Origin of the sequence: Bacteroides congonensis, assembly GCF_900130125.1 — a bacterium.
Classification (GTDB): domain Bacteria; phylum Bacteroidota; class Bacteroidia; order Bacteroidales; family Bacteroidaceae; genus Bacteroides; species Bacteroides congonensis.
Genome location: NZ_FQXY01000010.1, coordinates 1439314 through 1458891, shown reverse-complemented (window position 1 = coordinate 1458891; position 19578 = coordinate 1439314). Strand labels below are relative to the sequence as shown.

The window sequence follows — 19578 nt, the reverse complement described above, 5'->3', positions numbered from 1 at the left end:
CTTAGATGTTTTTCAAGCCTGTTTTGTTAACTAAATCATTTGATATGACTACTCTTGACATCATTACTATCGTACTATTTTCCCTTGGAGTTGTTTTAGTCGGACTGGCTTTCTCCAGAAAAGGTAAAAGTATGCAATCTTTCTTCGCCGCCAACGGAACCATGCCGTGGTACATGAGCGGCCTCTCACTGTTTATGGGATTTTTCTCTGCCGGCACATTCGTCGTATGGGGTTCTATTGCTTATTCCATGGGCTGGGTGTCAATCACTATCCAATGGACAATGGCAGTTGCCGGTTTCATTGTAGGGTTACTCATCGCGCCCAAATGGCATAAAACGGGAGCGCTCACAGCAGCAGAATACATACATAAGAGACTGGGCAAGTCCACGCAGAAGATATATACCTACCTGTTCTTGTTTATCTCTGTGTTTCTTACCGCTTCTTTCCTCTATCCGGTAGCCAAAATATTAGAGGTTTCCACCGGACTGCCTTTAAATACCTGCATTTTATTATTAGGCGGGCTATGCATTTTGTATGTGTCCGCAGGCGGATTATGGGCAGTAATCTCAACGGACGTACTTCAGTTCGTCATCCTGACAGCGGCGGTTATCATCGTGGTTCCTTTATCTTTCGATAAAATCGACGGAGTCACTGCCTTGATAGAGCAGGTGCCCGACACATTCTATAATCTTCTGAACGATGAATATACGTTCGGCTTTCTGATAGCCTTCGGTATCTACAACACTATATTCCTGGGCGGCAACTGGGCATACGTGCAGCGATATACCTGTGTCAAGACGCAGAAGGACTCCCGGAAAGTAGGTTACCTGTTCGGAGCTTTATATATAATCAGTCCGGTGTTATGGATGCTCCCGCCAATGGTTTACAGAGTATATGACCCTTCGCTCTCATTGCTTGACGCAGAAGGCGCATATCTGATGATGTGCAAGGAAGTACTTCCCAACGGGCTTTTGGGCTTAATGATCGGCGGCATGATTTTCGCGACCACCAGTGCGCTGAATTCAAAACTGAACATTGCTTCGGGGGTCATCACCAATGATATATTCAGAAACCTGAGACCGAAAAGTTCCGACCGTACCCTTATGTACGTTGCGAGGATTTCGACTATTCTCTTCGGGGTATTCAGCATATTGATAGCTATGCTCATTCCTAAAATGGGGGGAGTCGTCAACGTTGTTATCAGCCTGGCGGCATTGACAGGTGTCCCTTTATATCTGCCCATCGTCTGGACACTCTTTTCTAAAAGGCAGACCGCAGTCTCTAATATCACTACCACTTTACTAAGTCTGGCTGTCAATGGTTTATTCAAATTCATCACTCCGTCAATGGGCTTCTCCCTCAATCGTGCCGAAGAAATGATTCTCGGAGTTACTTTCCCAATCCTATGCCTGGCTATTTTTGAGGTATATTATAAAGCAAAGAACAAGGAATCGGAAAGGTATCAATCTTACTTAATATGGAATAAGGAGAACAATGCCCGGAAGTTGAAAGAAATCGAAGAAAATGAATCGGCAGAGAAAGCGGGCAATAATTTCAGCAAACGGGTAATCGGTTATGGTATCTTCGCTTCCGGAGCCGGCATTGCCATATTGGGTGGCATGGCAGATAACGGACAGCAACTTATCATCACAACGGGTGTCGTTTTTGCCTTACTCGGATTAGTGATGACAAAAAAGCCAAAATCATTCATAAAAAGGGGAACTCCTGAATAAATCCATTCCATGTAAAAGAAAATACAGGCTGATATATTCATATTCTCATATAATGCTTATCTTTGTCTATGTTTCATTCACAAAACAGCCGTATATTATGGATATGAATTTCAGAAGATACCCGATAGGAATACAGAATTTCGAACAGTTGCGTAATGATAATTACGTATATGTAGATAAAACGCCCTTAGTTTATAAATTGGCGAATACCAATACGACTTATTTTCTGAGCCGCCCCCGACGTTTTGGAAAAAGTCTGCTGGTATCCACACTCGAAGCTTATTTTCAGGGAAAGAAAGAATTGTTCACCGGGCTGGCAATGGAAACTCTGGAAAAAGAATGGACAGTATATCCGGTGTTGCATATAGATTTCAGTATAAGCAAATATGTAGTTGCCAGCAGTTTACGTGCATATCTTCATTATCAATTAGCCCTTTGGGAAAAGGTCTATGGAAAATCTGAAGATGAAGGAACATTCAGCCTTCGCTTCGGTGGCGTCATCCGCCGTGCTTATGAACAGACAGGAAAGCGGGTTGTGATATTGATTGACGAATACGATTCACCGATGCTAGACAGCAACAATAACGAAGAAGTTCAATCGGAAATCCGGAATATTATGCGGGACTTTTTCAGCCCTCTCAAAAGTCAAGGGCAATATTTACGCTTCCTATTCTTAACAGGTATCAGTAAATTCAGCCAGATGAGTATTTTCAGCGAACTGAATAATCTGCAAAATATCAGTATGTGGGATGAATATAGTGCGATTTGCGGCATCACAGAAGAAGAGTTGCGTTCTCAAATGCAAATTGATATCGAACAGATAGCACAGGCTAACAGCGAAACATATGAAGAAGCCTGCGCGCATTTAAAACAACAATATGACGGTTATCATTTCAGTAAAAATTGTGCAGACATTTACAATCCTTTTAGTTTAATCAATGCATTTACTCAGAAGAGTTATGAGAATTTCTGGTTCTCAACCGGAACCCCTACATTCCTGATAGACCTTCTGCAAGAAAGCGACTTTGATATACGCGATTTGGATGCCACTACTGCCACAGCGGAACAGTTTGACGCCCCCAGTAATAGAATTACCGACCCGCTTCCGGTGCTCTACCAGAGCGGTTATCTCACCATAAAAGGTTACGACCCGAATTTTCAAGCCTATACATTGGGATATCCCAACAAAGAGGTAAGGAAAGGGTTTATCGAATCTCTCATGCCTGCCTATGTACATTTGCCTGCACGCGAAAATACATTCTATGTCATATCGTTTATCAAAGACTTACGTGCCGGGAAATTGAACGAATGCCTGGAAAGGATGAAATCTTTCTTCGCTTCCATCCCTAACAAACTAAACAATAAAGAAGAGAAACATTATCAGACTATCTTCTATCTGTTTTTCCGCTTGATGGGACAATATATAGATGTGGAAGTAGACACAGCTATCGGTAGAGCCGATGCAGTCGTCAAGATGCAAGATGCCATTTACGTCTTTGAATTCAAGGTGGACGGGACACCGGAAGAGGCGTTGGCACAGATTAACAGTAAGGGGTATGCCATTCCTTATCATGCTGGAAACTTGAAAATAATAAAGATAGGCGTGAACTTTGACAGTGCAACAAGAACCATAGGCGACTGGAAGATTGAAGAATAATATTCTTGTTTGATGCACCAATCAGTTTCTTTCTCCGAAAAAAGTAATAACTTTGAGTGCATAAACTAATCCGTCCGGCTATAGGCAACCTTTCGTCCGCCTATAGGCAAACGCAAGATTACCTATAGGCGAATTTTCGTATGGCTATAGGCGGACGAATTAGTCTATGAAGAAAAAAGAATTACTTATAGAACAAAAAACAACAAATTTAGCTATGAGCGTCTATTACGATTTATACACAAGCGGAAATCCGCAAAAACACGATGAACAGCAACCACTTTACGCGCGGGTCATTCCCTCAGGAACCATCGACGCCAAAAAGTTTGTCGAAATGGTATCAAAAGCAAACGGGTTCAGCGAGGCAACCATAGAAGGCTGTCTGCAAGCAGTCACGAATGAACTGCAACATTGGCTCTCCCAAGGTTGGACAGTAGAAGTTGGTGAACTAGGACATTTCTCCTTATCACTGAAATGTGAACGTCCGGTAATGGAGAAAAAGGAAATCCGTTCTCCTTCTATCCATTTAAATAAGGTAAACTTACGTATCAACAAAAAGTTCCGCGAAAGTCTGGAGCCTTTACAACTGGAACGTATGGAATCACCTTATCGGTCTAATAATAATCTTACCGAAAATGAATGCCGTACACGATTGATACAACATATAAACGAACAAGGTTGCATCACCCGCTCCGATTTCATGAGATTAACAGGAATCAGCCGGAACAAGGCTATCGAATTACTCAAAGAGTATCAGGAAGAGGGGATTATCCGGAAATATGGCGGTGGCAAGACAGTGGTATATCTGAAAATACAATAATTTTGCAGCCACTATTCACTAGCGGCTGCAAAATATCAGTTACATTTTTTCATCAATTTGCTGAGATTTGTTTAAGGATATGTTGTGTGTTAAGTATTGTCTTTTCTGCTGTCCGGCCACTGGCTATATCTACGCTCTTTAGCGCAGCATCCAAAGCCGGAGCAGATACTATTTTAATTTTCTCATAATCCTGGATACCTTCGCGAAGCATCTCAAAACGTATACTGGCTACTGCCTTGCTTGATGCCGTGTTATCCGTACGGTATATCATATGGAAATCTCCGGCAGTATTGGTTCCATCCTGTATATTCAGGGGGGCAGAACTCAACGGTTTTATCAAACCAGCCTTTAGCAGTCAGATGTGCACGGAATGAGGTGAGAAATGTTGTCCAGACTTCATTATATTCATCCGTTCCTATCGGTAGCTCTTTGGTCTTGCAACTTGAAGCCGTTCTATCAAAATACCCTATTGAGTTGTTCCAACCTACTTGACAGCCAGACGACAAGCACGGGCTCTGGATAGCCATTTATGCTCAGGGGCTGCACCGTTTCTATCCGGACATACAAAATACCTGCGATGAAACGGGGAAGTCCATTCCCCGGCATTTCGTTTCCCACAATGTGTCTCACTGGCTTCAAACTGTTCAGCAAGCCTGTAGCCATAAATGCCCGAAGTGTGCTGAAACAACAGATATGTTTCGAGAAGAAAATAACTCTCAAACATAACCAGACCGTATTTTCCATAGAATATGCCGCTTTGGACTATTCTTTCTCCAAAAATATAAACTATGAGTTCAAACGGGCAGGAAGGTTTCGAAAGGGCATTGGAGCTTGTTCCCGACATTATTATAAGTGACATTATGATGCCCGTCATGGACGGCATTACTTTTTACCGAAAACTAAAAAGTGATATGAGAATCAGTCATATTCCTGTTATTCTATTAACTGCCAGAACTCCAAAACCAACTGAATGTTACCGAAATCGCCTATATGGTAGGTTATTCGGAACGACGCTATTTCAGCGATGATTTTAAAAAGAGATTCGGGCAGAGTCCTAAAGAGTATATGGAGAAACATAAAATCACGAATTAACATAAGGAAACATAGTGATGTAAGTATAAGAGAACGGATAAATATGTATAGTTCAATTCATTACACCAATATTCACGATTTTATTCACGCACTTCTTCAAAATTACTTGCCTGGTAAATTCAGTTACCCTATCTTTGCATCGTGATCACAAAATAAGAACTAGAATTACTAACGATTAAAACTATTAAAGATTATGGCACTGAAATATGTAGTCAAGAAAACAACCTTTGGCTTTGATGAGAATAAAGCCGAAAAATATGTAGCACGCCCGTTCAATGTGGTAACTGTGGATTTTAAAATGTTATGCGACCAGGTAACCAAAGTCGGGTTCGTTCCACGCGGTACAGTAAAGTCTGTGCTCGACGGATTGATTGATTCCCTGAAAACATACATGGAAATCGGGGCATCCGTCAGCCTTGGAGAATTTGGTACTTTCCGCCCTTCCTTTGGATGTAAAAGCCAAAATAATGCAAAAGGGGTAACTACGGAAACATTGAAAAACCGTAAAATCATTTTCACTCCGGGCAGTCTATTGAAAGGGATGATAAAAACTGTCAGTATTCAAAAACTAGAGCTACCGGATAGTGAGACTTCTACTCCGCCTAGTGGCGGCGGAAATGAAGGTGACGGTGAGAATGGCGGTGAAACGCCAGACCCGGCAGCATAAACATTCTCTTGTTTATTAATATTTAAAAGAATCCGGTTTGGGAGTACTCAAGCCGGATTTTTTAATATACCTGAAATTTGCTTATTTCACAGAATTTCCCGAATATTGCAGCATAAATACTAATCGAAAGGGCTTCATGAAAAGAGTCGACTCCGTTATTTCCCTGGTATACTCACTATCGAAATCAGAAAAGAAACACTTCTCCTTGCAGGTCGTCAAAGACAAGGAAGAGAAGGATTATCTGGTGATTTACGATATTATAACAAAGAGTAAGCAGCCTGACGGAAATGCGGTGAAAGAAGAGTTTTATAAGCGCAGGCCGAAAGGTTCTTTTGAAGTGTCCATTCAATACTTATATGAGAAACTGGTAGATACATTACTCACATTAAGAAAGAAGAAAGATATCTACTATGATTTGTTGAACGACCTGTGCAAAGCCCGTATGCTATATGAGCGTTCCTTGTTTGAAGAGTGTTTCGAGATACTGTCCAACACAATAAAGCAGGCGCAATTCTACGAAAACAATGAGATTCTGACTATTGCACAGAAACAGGAACTGGAATATCTGCTACGGCTGAATTTCCCCAATATGACAGAGCAGGAACTGTTTCACAAACATTTTATCCAAAATGAATCTTTAAAAAAAATTCGGAAGATAACGGAGCAATCTTCTCTGCACAATTTATTGAAATACCGTCTCTCTCATATCGGAGCCATACGTACTGCGAAGCAAAAACAAGATATGAACGACCTTATGGTCAACGAGCTGTATATAGCCGCTTCTTCAGACGCGGAAGGGAATTTCGAATTGACACGAAATCATAAACTTTTTCAAGCAAACTATTTAATGGGAGCGGGAGATTACAGAGCTGCTCTGAACTCATACAAAGAGCTGAATTCTCTGTTTGAACAGAACCAACAATTCTGGTCGAATCCACCTATTTATTATTTGTCAGTGCTCGAAGGGGTACTCGGCAGTTTACGTTCAGTGGGCAACTACAACGAAATGCCGTATTTCCTGGAGAAATTAAAGAAACTAATCGTAGCGGACTCTTCACTGGAGTTTAAAGTGAACGCCACCTGCCTGCTCTTTCAATACGAGCTGTTCCCGTATTTGGATAAAGGTGATTTTTCCAGTTGCACAGAGCTCATGAATCATTATCAGGAATTACTATACGACAAAGAAGCATGGTTGAGTCCTATACGCAAAAGCGAGCTATTACTCTACACAACTCTTATACACATCGGCAATCAGAACTACAAGGCAGCGAAGAAATATATAAGCAACGCCATTATAGATCATAATATCAAATACTTGCCGCTAATGAGGACGATTCGTCTGGTTCGTCTTATAGCATACTATGAAACACAGGAATTTGAACTGATAAAGCACGAATCACGCTCCATTACGCGCAGTCTGTCTTCACCGAAAGAGCAGACATTCAAGACTGAACACACGGTTTTATGGTTCTTGAATAAAAGTAATCTGCCTATTCTAAGAAAAGACCGGGAAGCTTTCTGGGAAAAGTTATCTCCGGAAGTTCAGGAATTATATAATGATAAATACGAAAACCAGTTATTACGCATTTTCGATTTTACTGCATGGATAGAATCAAAAATACGAAAAGAAAAACTGTCTGAGGTTCTTAAACGGCACACAAATGCTAAAGAAATCTAAAAATGGAAAGCAGTTCATCTGAATTCACAGCACAAAAACATTCTCTTTATTTCTAGTTTATTCATTTGAAATTATATAATTCTACACAACAATACAATCCAAATTTTATTTTTAAACAGGATATTTTATTCTGAATATATAATTTGAAATTATATAAATGAAATATTAATGTAAAAAACGAAGCATTATTATTTCTTTTATTTGCATCATCTTAAATTATTGATATTATGGAAACTATATCTAGCAATCGACCCAAAATCGTAGTTATCGGAAGCTGTAATACCGATATGGTTGTGAAAGCCAACAGACTACCTGTCCCCGGAGAAACCATTCTAGGTGGAACTTTCTATATGAACCCCGGAGGCAAAGGAGCCAATCAAGCTATCGCAGCGGCCCGGTTGGGAGCGGAAGTCACCTTTATCTCTAAAATCGGGTACGATCTATTCGGCTTGCAAGCTTTGGAAATATACAGATCTGAGAAAATCAATACTGAATTTATATTCACCGATCAGAAAAGTCCGTCAGGAGTAGCGCTTATTTCCGTCGATTCGTTTGGTGAAAACAGTATTATTGTGGCACCGGGTGCCAGCCGTTCGCTTTCAACAGAAGAAATCAACAAAGCTGAAGAAAAAATCAAGGAAGCTGATATTATACTCATGCAACTTGAAGTTCCAATCGATACAGTAGAGTACGCAGCTACTATTGCCAACCGATACGGCAAGAAAGTAATACTCAACCCGGCGCCTGCTTCTACGTTAAGCAACTCTTTTTTAAATAATGTACATACTATATTGCCTAATCGTATAGAAGCAGAAATGTTATCTGGAATAAAGGTAATGGATGTTGAAAGTGCGCACCGGGCAGCTGAAGCTATCGGAGAGAAAGGAATAGAAAATGTAGTTATCACTTTGGGAAAAGACGGAGCTTACGTGAAAGAAAAGAACGAATATACCATGATTCCTGCCAAAGAAGTAGAAACGATCGACACAACCGGAGCAGGAGATGTATTCTGCGGAGCATTCAGTGTTTATCTATCCCAAGGACATTCGTTGGCCGAATCCGTAAAATTCGCAAATGCAGCGGCGGCTATTGCCGTCACGCGTATTGGTGCCCAGAGTGCTATCCCATACAAAAGGGAAGTCAACTTATAAAATAAAGAAAAGCCTAGGTCAATCACATAAATCTGATTCAAATGAAAGTAGTTGTTATTGGAAGTTCAAACATCGACATGGTTGCGCAAGTCAGCCATCTCCCGGCACCCGGCGAAACAGTCGGAGATGCAAATTTCATGCAGTCCCTCGGAGGCAAAGGAGCCAACCAAGCTGTGGCGGCAGCCAGGCTTGGCGGCTCCGTGACATTTGTCACCTCTTTGGGGAATGACATGTATGCGGATATTTTAAAAAATCACTTTAAGAAAGAAGGTATCACCACCGATTACATTATTGATGATGTCAATCATCCCACAGGAACCGCACTGATTTTTGTGGCTAACAGTGGTGAGAACTGCATTGCAGTAGCTCCCGGAGCTAACTATTCTTTACTGCCCGGTTCAATCATCCATTTCTCAGAAGTAATTGACGAAGCCGATATCATCGTCATGCAGGCTGAGATACCCTACGAAACAATTAAAAAAATAGCTCTATCGGCAAAGCAAAAAGGTAAAAAGGTATTGTTCAATCCTGCACCCGCCTGCCTGATTGATGAAGAACTGATGAAAGCCATTGATATACTAGTCGTCAATGAACTGGAAGCTTCATTCATCTCAGGAATTGAGTATACAGACAACAATCTCGAGGAAATTGCCGAAACATTGCTGAAAGCGGGTACAAGCAATGTCGTAATCACACTGGGAAGCCAAGGTGTATATATGAAAAATGCTAAAGCAACCATCCAACTTCCCGGATGTAAAGTAAATGCAATCGATACGATCGCCGCAGGTGACACTTTTTGCGGCGCATTGGCGGTCGTTTGTGCAAAGAAAGAAATAGATCAGGAAGCGCTCAACTTTGCCAACACTGCGGCAGCCATTGCAGTCACACGTTCGGGTGCACAACCGTCTATTCCTACTCTCGATGAAGTGAAATGCTTCATGCAAGAAAAAGAATTAGCCTTATCGTTCAACTTTTAAATTTAATGAGCCATGAAAACCTATTTGAAACAACTACTCATCCCTATTTTATCGGGATTGATAGTATGCAACTTTTATAGCTGTGATAGCGACGATGAACACACCGCTATTCCTATAGCTCCCATTCTAAAGGAAATAAAATTACCTTCGGAAAATGACATCATTCCCGGTCAGGTTGCACAAATCAACGGACTCGGTTTTGCAAAAGAAGATATAGTTTATTTAAGTAACGCTACCAATCAGAAGGAAAAAGTAGAAGTCACGGAAGTCACAGATAGCTACTTAAAATTCATTGTTCCGGTGGAAGCAGGCGGTGAGTATAGCATAACAATTGAAAGAGCCGGTAAACAAACCGTTTTAAACGGGACGTTGAAAGTACCGTTCATTGTTCCAATTATTGATGTTGTTCTTCCTTCCGGCAATGTGCAGCCCAAGAGCAAAGTCGAAATTCAAGGAAAGGGATTTGAAGCAGGAGACGTTGCCGTACTATATGCTTCCTTCTACCCGACCGGCATCGAATATAATTTGCCATTAACCCTTAATGAGGAAGGAGTGGAATTTACACTTCCTGAAGGGTTATACGGAGTAAACTCCATTATGATTGTCAGGGGAGAACGAAAAAGTAATCTCGGAACAATCACTATCGAGACAAATGTAGGAGATAAACTGGGCGGAGGTGTTGTATTCTGGGTAGATGCAACAAAAGCACACGGATATATCGTAAATATGAGTAATGTCGGTACGAATACGGAGCAATTCGGCCCGGAAAGAGAAGCATCAGATGCAGCCGGAACCAGCCAAAGTATGGGAAGCGGCTACACGAATACTCAGAATATTGTGAAAAAGTTCAATGCATTACAAAGTGCCAACAATTGGCCGGAGTGGCAAGCAGTCAAAATCGCTGCCCAACTCTGTCTTGACAATAGCGTTACAGTCGGGCAGATTACATACACAGACTGGTTTCTTCCTTCCCGAGAAGAATTGATTGAAATCTTCAAAGTGAAGAACTTATTGGCTGAGAAGGGAGTGAATATCCCCGCCAACAATTATTGGTCTTCAAGTGAAGGCGACGGCAATGATCCGGGTTGGTCTGCTTTCTATGTAAATTTCTACGAAGAAAGCAAGCTGATTTCCGAGAAGTGCTCAAAAAGCGGTTGGAAAATTGGTGTTCTTCCAATCCGGGCCTATTAACTAACAATTCTATAAAATAAGCGTCATGAAAAAACACATCATATTATTTATAGCTATCTTTTTTGTCAGTGTATTACACGCACAGACAATCAACATTAGAGGAACCGTAACCGACACGAGTAATGAAACATTGCCAGGTGTATCTATAACCATAAAAGGGACTCAAACAGGAACTGTAAGTGATGCAAACGGAAACTACAGTATCAAAGCCCAAAGAGGAAATGTTCTGGAGTTTACTTTCGTGGGCATGGTAAAACAATCTGTTACCATAGGAAAGCAAAATATCATTAATATACAAATGGCAGCAGACGCCATTAACTTGGATGAAGTAGTGGCAATCGGTTATGGTATTGCCAAAAAGAGCGACTTGACGGGGGCCGTTGCCTCTATCAAATCAGAGAATCTTACAAACTCCAAAGTAGGAACAGTGACAACTGCCTTACAAGGACTTGCCGCCGGTGTGCAAGTGACTACCGGCTCCGTAAAACCCGGTGGAGACGCTTCTGTCGTTATTCGTGGAGTAGGATCACTCCGGGCTGGCAGCGAACCGTTATATATCGTCGACGGTATTCCCGTACAAGGAGGTTTGCAGGATTTATCTTCCGGTGATATTGAATCTATCGAAATTCTAAAAGATGCTTCTTCTGCATCTATCTATGGTTCGAGAGGTTCTAATGGCGTAGTACTCGTGACTACCAAGAAGGGTACAAGTGGAAAGGCCAAAATCTCCCTGAATGCCTCTTTCGGTACGCAAAAAATGCTCAACAAGCAAGATCTGATGAACGCACAACAATATTACGAATTAGTATCCATTGCCCAGCCCAACTACAAATGGACATCAGAAGAACTACGTTTGCTAAGCCGTGGCGAATCGACCGACTGGCAGGACGCAGTGACCCAAAACGGACAATATCAGAACTATAACTTCTCGATCTCCGGAGGAAAGAACGATATACAACACTTTTTAGGAGTAGACTGGTACGATCAGAAAGGCACGGTCAAGAACTCGTCTTTTAATAAGCTGACTGTTCGATATAATATGGATGCCAAATTAAACAAGTGGTTAAGATACGGTGTACGTTTCAATGTCATCGAGTCTAAACTAATGAATATCAACGAAGAGGCAGATTCGGGATACGGAACCATGTTCAGTGCCATTAGTTCACAACCAACAGCTCCTGTTTATACCGAAGACGGTGAATATTTCGACGGCTTCCTCAACACGAAAGCAAATCCGGTAGCCATAGTCGACTTGCTTGACAAAGCCACACTCAAGTCCAGATTCGTAGGTTCCGCCTACATTGAGATAGAACCGATAAAGAACCTGAAATTACGTTCCGACAACGGTGGAGAACTTGTCTTTTACAAAGTAAATACGTATGAGGACGGACGTATGGGACAACATTATACGGCCGGCGGCCATGCCAATGTAATGTCGAATAAAAAAAGATACTGGCAAACTGAAAACACTGCCACTTATTCATTTGACATTAACAAAGAGCATCAATTCTCTGCAATGGCAGGTTTCTCCGCTTCCAAAACAGAGTATGAAGAAGTAACCGCCGACTCCAAAAAGTTGTCATCCATTCTCAAGTACTACAATTTGCAAGGAGCGGAAGAACATGGACCGAACTCTTCGTATGCAGTCCCTTCTTCCCTGGTGTCTTTCTACGGACGATTCAATTATAATTTCAGCAATCGCTATCTGGCAACATTAACCATGCGCGGCGACGGTTCTTCCCGTTTTGCACCGGGACACAGGTGGGGATTCTTCCCGTCACTAGCACTTGCATGGCGTGCCTCTGAAGAAAGTTTCATTAAAGAAAACGCTCCGATCATCAGCAACCTGAAGTTAAGAATCAGTGCCGGAAAATTGGGTAACCAGAATATCGGAGATTTCGCCTATGCTCCGACAATCGCCCTAGGAAGTGCTTCCGCCAATTACGTTTTAGGCAATAACCTGGTAACCGGTTCCGTACAAACTTCTATTTCGAATCCGGAACTGACTTGGGAAAAAGCCAACCAATTAGACTTAGGTATTGACTTCGGGTTATTCAACAACCGGATAGCTGGTACAATCGAGGCTTATTACAAGCGTACGACTGACTTGCTATGGGAAGTACCCCTTCCGTTGGAATCCGGCTTCGGCACTTCACTTACCAATATCGGTAAAATTGATAATAAAGGTATAGAATTTACGCTGAACACAGTCAATATCAGTACTAAAGACTTCTTATGGACAACAGCCTTCATGATTTCTTATAATAACAATAAAATCAAAGAACTTTATGACGGCAAACAAGATGTCAATAAATCATTGTTTGTAGGGCGTCCTATCGGTCAGTTCTACTTACTGAAATCCGAAGGTATCTGGCAAACGAACGAAGCAGCCGAAGCTGCCAAATATAACGCTCAACCCGGTGACCGCAAGATTCTGGATTCTAAAAAAGACTATGTCATCAACGGAGAAGACCGTGATTTCTGCGGAGTTTCCACGCCCAAATATTACGGTAGCTTTACCAATACGTTCTCATACAAAGGTATTGACCTTACTGCATTCTTCACTTTTGCAGGAGGACATAAAATCAATAATTCACTGAACCGTTACCTCAATTCTTTCAATGTATGGGGAAACATGAGTGAAAACTATTACAAATATTATTGGAGACAAGACAGGCCGAATAACAAATATCCTGCCCCACGAGTTAGCAGTGCTTATGCAAATGGAGACGGAACGGATGCCAATCTACAAAAAGGGGATTACCTGCGTCTCCGTAATCTGGAAATTGGTTATAGCTTGCCGAAAAGTGTCATCAGAAATATCAAAGCTTCAAATATCAGGGTTTATTTCTCTGTACAGAATCTATTCACAGCTACAGAGTTTACAGGATTTGACGTAGAGTCCAGCGACAATACCAATCCTTACCCGAATGCCCGTAGCTTTATCGGTGGTATTTCTCTTAACTTCTAAAAACAGAAACATTATGAAAAAATATTTATCAATATTAGCCTTCAGTTGCCTGACATTATGCAGTTGCGACAACTTTCTTGATTTGACTCCTCAAAGTGTATTAACTCCGGAAAATGCTTATGAGAAACCGGAAGACTGGCAACAAACTCTTTATGCTGCTTACGGCACACTTCAGGAAGTATTTGTCGGAAAATATACCATCACCCTTACTGAATTCGGAACTGATGAAGTTATTCCGTTTGATATGGGATGGGCGGCTTATTCAGAGTTACATTATTATACATTCTCCGCTTCACACGGATTCCTGGATAATCACTACCGACTCTGCTATGAAGGTATCAAACGCTGTAATGCAGTAATCGACATGCCTTCGGATGCAGTAAGTTCGGATCTCCACAGTTCCATGATTATGCAAGCCCGTTTCTTAAGAGCGATCTACTATTTCGACTTGGTCAGAATGTATGGCGGTGTTCCTTTATGGACAAAGTCATCCATTGACAGAAGTGAAATCATGAGACCCCGTGCCACGGTTGACGAAGTATATACGCTGATTACCCAGGATATGGAAGCTGCCCTCGGACTTCCGGGTTCCTGGCCGGATGCACAAGATAAAGGAAGAGCTACGTCTTACGCAGCCCAAGCTTTGCTGGCACGCATTTACCTTCAGTGGGGAAAACCTGCCGAAGCATTAAAATACTGCCGGATGCTCGAAGGAAAATTCAAGCTGTACGATAATCTTAAAGATATATTTGATCCCCAAAACAAGAATCAGGAATATGAAAATATATTTGAAATACAATTTAAGCATTCTGGCTCGTGGGGGTTGGAAGGCAGTATCCAACATTCTTACTGGGGACCTCGCAATGTAGGCGGTCCAACTAACTTCGGCGGTTGGGGAGGATTTGGTCCGACACAATATTTATACGATTCTTATGATAACGCTGATAAACGTAAAAAGGCATTCTTCATCACAGAATATGCAGGTGTTACCCAAACCCCTCCTTCCTCCGGCAAATTTTGGGACGCCGAGACTGGTAATGTGATTGAAGATGATAATCTGAATTTTACTATGATTCGTTATGCGGATGTACTTTTGATGAAAGCTGAAGCACTGAACAGCATAGATGACACAAGTAATGATAAATATAATGCCTTGAATGAAGTACGAAACAGAGCGGGACTGACTTCCATTACAGCAGCCGACAACCTGAATAAAGAGCAGTTTGCCGAAGTCGTACTGGAAGAAAGATTGCACGAATTATGTTGTGAACACCTGCGTCGTTGGGACCTGATCCGCTTCGGAAAACTGGCCGAATACATGAAAGACCACGCCGGAGTCACCATTCAGCCCTATCATGTTCTATACCCGATTCCACAGGCCGCCGTTGATGCCAATGACGCTATCACAGAAAATAACGAAGGATATTAACATAAATCATTTAGCACATGAAAAAATTTATTTTTATCACAGGACTATTGATGAGTATCTTCTTTTATTCATGCAAAGAAGAAGACCATGGCATACTTCCTCCCATTGAAGGAGGAGGAACAGTAGAAGTTAAAGACGGAAGAGTTACAATCAATCCGGCAGAATATCTTCATGCGATCCGGAATCCGATGAAAGGATTACGCGAATTCTTCGGCCCGGGATATGATAAAGTAAGAGATGAATATCCATACCCATACGGCTCTATCATTAAAGAATATATGCAATGGAATATGCTGGAAGACAACGAAAGCGACGGTGTCAACAAGATTATAGCTTACAGCAACCACAGGTGGCAAGGAGTAGAAGATATAAATGTCAAGGTTATCCCACGCATTTACATCGTATGGATGGAGCCCTGGCATGGCGGATATGCCAAGAATACTCATACCAATAACCCCGACGATTTGAACGGTTGGCACTGGCCCAGCGATATTCCGGGAGAGACATATGACGAGAACGATCTTAATGCCCCTATTATCGGGGGCTACTGCCACCCTACCTTTCAGGAAAGAGTGAAGAAACTGGTAGAGAAAGCCGGACAGGCATGGGACAATGACCCTAGGGTAGCCTATGTAGAAATGGGAATTATCGGTGAGTTCGGGGAACATCACGACCCGGATATCACCACAGTATGGGCACCTCATGATCAACCCAATCATGTAGAGAACCGTACTTGGCTGCCGGGTATTGAAAAAGTATTGGGAGATGCCTTTACCGCCGCTTTCAAGAACAAAAAGGTAATGGTGCGCTATGCTTATGAATTTAAAGATTATGAATTCGGAATCTATTGGGATTCATGGGCTATCGATGAAGAAATAAAGCGCGGCTACGAAGAAATGAAAAAGTTAGGCGATCGCTGGAAAACCCAGCCCATAGGTGGAGAAATCACCTGGAACTGGGGAAGTCTCTATAAATTCAAATCTTTTGAAGAAGTAGTGGCAGATGCCAAAACGCAAGACCTTATCATTCAGCAAATACGTGATCTGCATTGTAACCACTTGGGAGGTATCACTTGGGCTAATTTCAATGACCCGACTTTCGAACCCAATGCAGAATTACTTCAAAAGACAATGGGTTACCGCTTTCTTTTGTCCAATTTCAACTATCCGACAAATATCAAACCGGATGAGCCATTCAAAATATCATTTGATGTGATTAACACAGGCTCGTCACCTTTTTATTATGACTGGCCGGTAGAAATTTCCTTACTAAACTCCCAGACTCAAGAAGTTGTATGGAGCAAAACATTGAAAACTCCTAAAATATCACAATGGATGCCGGGAGACAACTGGAATAATTCAGCAAAAGTCTATACTCAACCGGCCGAAACGAATCATATTGAAGAAGAACTGACTTTAGACAAGAAACTGGACACAGGAGATTATATCATCTCAATTTCCATATTAGACCCGTCCGGCATGCTTCCTTCATTAAGATTTGCCATTCAGAATTATTTTGAAGGAGGACGTCACCCCATGGGACATATCGGTGTCAATACGGAACCCGTATATTTTGAAATCCCAACCGAAGATTTCGATGACATGAGGCAGGATAAAACTCTAAAATATAAAATCCAATAATAAGTAAACTTAATGAAATCAAGCATCAGAAACATATTACTCCTAATGCTATTTGGAACGATATCTGCTTGCAGTGAGAAAACCGTGACGGTTTCTTATCAGGAGTATCCGAATGCATTCAGGAATCCAATGAAAGGATTCAGGGAATTCTTCGCTCCCGGCATCGACCGGATTAGGGAAGAATATCCCTACCCTTACGGTTCACTGACAAAAGAATATATGCAGTGGAATATGATCGAAGACGACGCCAATGACGGAGTAGACAAGATTATCGCTTACAGCAATCATCGCTGGAAAGGAGTAGAAGACATAAACGTCAAAGTAATTCCCCGGGTTTTTCTTGTATGGCTGGAACCCTGGCATGGCGGAAAACCTAAAGACCCTACGAATCCGGATGACTTGACCGGTTGGCACTGGCCCAAAGGAATAGCTCCGGAAACAGGTCCTTACAAGCAAAGGCCGAACTCCGTAGCCGCCTATGTAGAAGAAAAAGACAAAAATACCCCCATTGCCGGGGGATACTTTGACCCTTCTTTTCCTGAACGCGTAAAAAAACTTGTAGAGAAACTCGGACAGGCATGGGACAACGATCCGCGGGTGGCATATGTAGAAATGGGGATTATCGGCGAATGGGGAGAACACCATGACCCGGATCTCTCAACTTACTGGGCTCCGCACGACGAACCGGATCACGTAGCTAACCGGACATGGATTCCGGGTATGGAGAAGATTCTGGGAGATGCCTTCGCCAAAGCATTCAAGAACAAAAAAGTAATGGTTCGTTATGCCTATGAATTTAAAGATTATGAATTCGGGATTTACTGGGATTCATGGTCTCAACCCCAAGAGATTGTAAGAGGTTATGAGGAAATGAAAAAATTAGGCGACCGCTGGAAAACCCAGCCCATAGGCGGAGAAATTACCTGGAACTGGGGAGACCTTGCCCGATTCAAGTCTTTTGAAGAAGTGGTGGCAGATAAGGATACCCGAGAATATGTCATGGAACAGATCCGGAACCTGCACTGTAATCATTTAGGCGGAATCACCTGGGCAGACTTCAACGACCCGGAATTTCAGAAAAATGCAGAGACACTGCAAAAAGCTATGGGATACCGGTTCGTCATCAATGAGTTCTCTTATCCGAAAGAAATAAAAGAGGGAGAACAATTCCCTGTTTCTTTCAAGGTCATCAACACCGGCTCATCGCCATTCTATTATAACTGGCCGGTAGAAATAGCTTTACTAGACCCTGAAAGTCATCAAAAAGTGTGGGGGAAAATATTGGAGGGAGTAAACATCTCCGAATGGATGCCGGGAGATAATTGGTCTGTAGATGAACATAAATACCAAACGGCTCCGGAAACTTACCACATCCGAAAGAATATTTCTATTGACGCCCCCATTGCCAAGGGAAAATATATCCTGGCTTTAACGGTGCTCGATCCGGCCGGCATGCAACCTTCACTCCGATTTGCCAATGAAAATTATTTCGAAGGCGGTTATCACCCAATGGGTTATATCGGTATTGATGAATCAGTGTCCGATACCCGTCTGAATCCGGATTTATTCTTCGACATTCAAAGTGACAAGTCTTTAAAATATCAACTCAAACAACCTGTTCCTGTGATATTCGACACAGATGTCGGCAATGACATTGACGACGTGCTAGCTATGCAAATGCTATTCAACTATGAGAAAGCCGGGAAAATAGATCTGCTAGGTATCACAATCAGCAAGTCCAATCCTTATTCAATTGAATATATTGACGGATATTGCCGCCTCAACGAGAGGGGAGACATTCCATTGGGATATGCATACAACGGAGCTACTCCCGAAGACGGAGGTTATCTCCGCCAGACCTTGGATACCATTATTGAAGGCAATAAAATACTGTATCCTCAAAGAAGTATCAAAGACAATCTGCCGGAAGGATATAAGTTATTACGGAAATTGCTGGCTTCACAACCAGATAATTCCGTGGTATTTATTGCCGTAGGACCGGAAACGAATCTTTCACGCCTGCTACACTCGGAAGCCGATGAGTACAGTCCTTTGGACGGCAAATCACTCGTTGCCCAAAAAGTGAAGCTATTGTCCGTAATGGGAGGACTCTATGGGAACGAGTTCGATTTCCCAGAATGGAATCTAGTGCAGGATATAAATGCCGCACAAACCGTATTCAGTGAGTGGCCTACTCCGGTCATTGCAAGCGGTTGGGAACTAGGCAACAAATTATTGTATCCACATCAGAGTATCCTGAATGATTTTCCGGATGGTTACAAACATCCTCTTTGTGTATCTTACCAGATATATGACAAAATGCCATACGACAGGCAAACTTGGGATTTGACCTCTGTCCTACAAGCCATAGAACCGGAAAAAGACTACTTTGAACTGTCAACAAAGGGAACGATTACAATAGACAGTGTAGGACACAGTCTATTTAATGCGTCAGACAAAGGACAACATCAATATCTTATGATTCAAGGAAAAGAAAATATTCAAAGAACATTAGATGCCATTGTCCGCCAGGTGACAGGGAAAGAAGAAAAGAATATAAATCAATAAAGAAAAA

General features: G+C 42.0%; 16 protein-coding genes and 1 pseudogene. 14 read left to right on the top strand and 3 right to left on the bottom strand.

Translation table 11 applies throughout. The features are described 5' to 3' along the window. Positions 1–44: 44 nt before the first annotated feature. The 3 genes from BQ7997_RS16655 (at position 45) to BQ7997_RS16645 (ending at position 4207) form a co-directional block, all read left to right on the top strand. Complete coding sequence (locus BQ7997_RS16655; RefSeq protein ID WP_073347484.1) at positions 45–1733, top strand: sodium:solute symporter family protein; 1689 nt, start codon at positions 45–47, stop codon at positions 1731–1733. Between the two features lie 97 nt (positions 1734–1830). Then, positions 1831–3390: an ATP-binding protein gene (locus BQ7997_RS16650; RefSeq protein WP_073347483.1), complete on the top strand. Its 1560-nt coding sequence runs from the start codon at positions 1831–1833 to the stop codon at positions 3388–3390. Positions 3391–3604: 214 nt separating this feature from the next. Further along, positions 3605–4207: an HU family DNA-binding protein gene (locus tag BQ7997_RS16645; protein ID WP_044654245.1), complete on the top strand. Its 603-nt coding sequence runs from the start codon at positions 3605–3607 to the stop codon at positions 4205–4207. 52 nt (positions 4208–4259) lie between these two features. On the opposite strand, the gene BQ7997_RS16640 is transcribed toward BQ7997_RS16645, so the two are convergent. From BQ7997_RS16640 to BQ7997_RS25625, 3 genes are read right to left on the bottom strand one after another with little or no spacing between them, the layout of a single operon-like run. Next, on the bottom strand, positions 4260–4535 hold the full coding sequence (locus tag BQ7997_RS16640) for a glycoside hydrolase domain-containing protein (RefSeq protein WP_073347299.1): 276 nt from the start codon (positions 4533–4535) through the stop codon (positions 4260–4262). Beyond that, a complete protein-coding gene (locus BQ7997_RS26155; RefSeq protein ID WP_353935652.1) occupies positions 4459–4734 on the bottom strand; it encodes a glycoside hydrolase domain-containing protein in 276 nt (91 codons plus the stop codon). The genes BQ7997_RS16640 and BQ7997_RS26155 overlap by 77 nt, the downstream gene beginning before the upstream one ends. Continuing rightward, on the bottom strand, positions 4692–5066 hold the full coding sequence (locus BQ7997_RS25625) for a hypothetical protein (protein ID WP_162494035.1): 375 nt from the start codon (positions 5064–5066) through the stop codon (positions 4692–4694). Before BQ7997_RS25625 ends, BQ7997_RS26155 begins: the two co-directional genes overlap by 43 nt. Here BQ7997_RS25625 and BQ7997_RS26150 point away from each other — a divergent pair. The 11 genes and pseudogenes from BQ7997_RS26150 to BQ7997_RS25925 all read left to right on the top strand — a co-directional run. Further along, positions 4999–5160: pseudogene (locus BQ7997_RS26150) on the top strand (response regulator); the annotation flags it as partial. The gene BQ7997_RS25625 and the pseudogene BQ7997_RS26150 sit on opposite strands and share 68 nt — an antisense overlap. Next, positions 5153–5299, top strand: coding sequence for a helix-turn-helix domain-containing protein (locus BQ7997_RS26145; protein ID WP_394333743.1), 147 nt, complete (start codon positions 5153–5155; stop codon positions 5297–5299). The pseudogene BQ7997_RS26150 and the gene BQ7997_RS26145, both read left to right, overlap by 8 nt. Positions 5300–5492: 193 nt before the next feature. Next, positions 5493–5966: an HU family DNA-binding protein gene (locus tag BQ7997_RS16620; protein ID WP_073347296.1), complete on the top strand. Its 474-nt coding sequence runs from the start codon at positions 5493–5495 to the stop codon at positions 5964–5966. A gap of 136 nt (positions 5967–6102) precedes the next feature. Further along, positions 6103–7644: a hypothetical protein gene (locus BQ7997_RS16615; protein WP_073347482.1), complete on the top strand. Its 1542-nt coding sequence runs from the start codon at positions 6103–6105 to the stop codon at positions 7642–7644. A gap of 227 nt (positions 7645–7871) precedes the next feature. Continuing rightward, a complete protein-coding gene (gene rbsK, locus BQ7997_RS16610; protein ID WP_022140012.1) occupies positions 7872–8795 on the top strand; it encodes a ribokinase in 924 nt (307 codons plus the stop codon). A 41-nt stretch (positions 8796–8836) separates the two neighbouring features. Then, the gene (gene rbsK / locus BQ7997_RS16605; protein WP_073347295.1) at positions 8837–9772 is read left to right on the top strand and encodes a ribokinase; all 936 of its coding nucleotides are present in this window, start codon (positions 8837–8839) and stop codon (positions 9770–9772) included. Between the two features lie 12 nt (positions 9773–9784). After that, positions 9785–10963 (top strand): hypothetical protein, encoded by a 1179-nt coding sequence (locus tag BQ7997_RS16600; RefSeq protein WP_073347294.1) that lies wholly within the window; start codon positions 9785–9787, stop codon positions 10961–10963. A gap of 25 nt (positions 10964–10988) precedes the next feature. Continuing rightward, positions 10989–13934, top strand: coding sequence for a SusC/RagA family TonB-linked outer membrane protein (locus tag BQ7997_RS16595; protein ID WP_073347293.1), 2946 nt, complete (start codon positions 10989–10991; stop codon positions 13932–13934). A gap of 13 nt (positions 13935–13947) precedes the next feature. Further along, positions 13948–15363, top strand: coding sequence for a RagB/SusD family nutrient uptake outer membrane protein (locus BQ7997_RS16590; RefSeq protein WP_073347292.1), 1416 nt, complete (start codon positions 13948–13950; stop codon positions 15361–15363). A 17-nt stretch (positions 15364–15380) separates the two neighbouring features. Beyond that, the gene (locus tag BQ7997_RS16585; RefSeq protein ID WP_073347291.1) at positions 15381–17003 is read left to right on the top strand and encodes a DUF4832 domain-containing protein; all 1623 of its coding nucleotides are present in this window, start codon (positions 15381–15383) and stop codon (positions 17001–17003) included. Between the two features lie 45 nt (positions 17004–17048). Beyond that, positions 17049–19571 (top strand): nucleoside hydrolase, encoded by a 2523-nt coding sequence (locus BQ7997_RS25925; protein WP_235817312.1) that lies wholly within the window; start codon positions 17049–17051, stop codon positions 19569–19571. Positions 19572–19578: the final 7 nt, after the last annotated feature.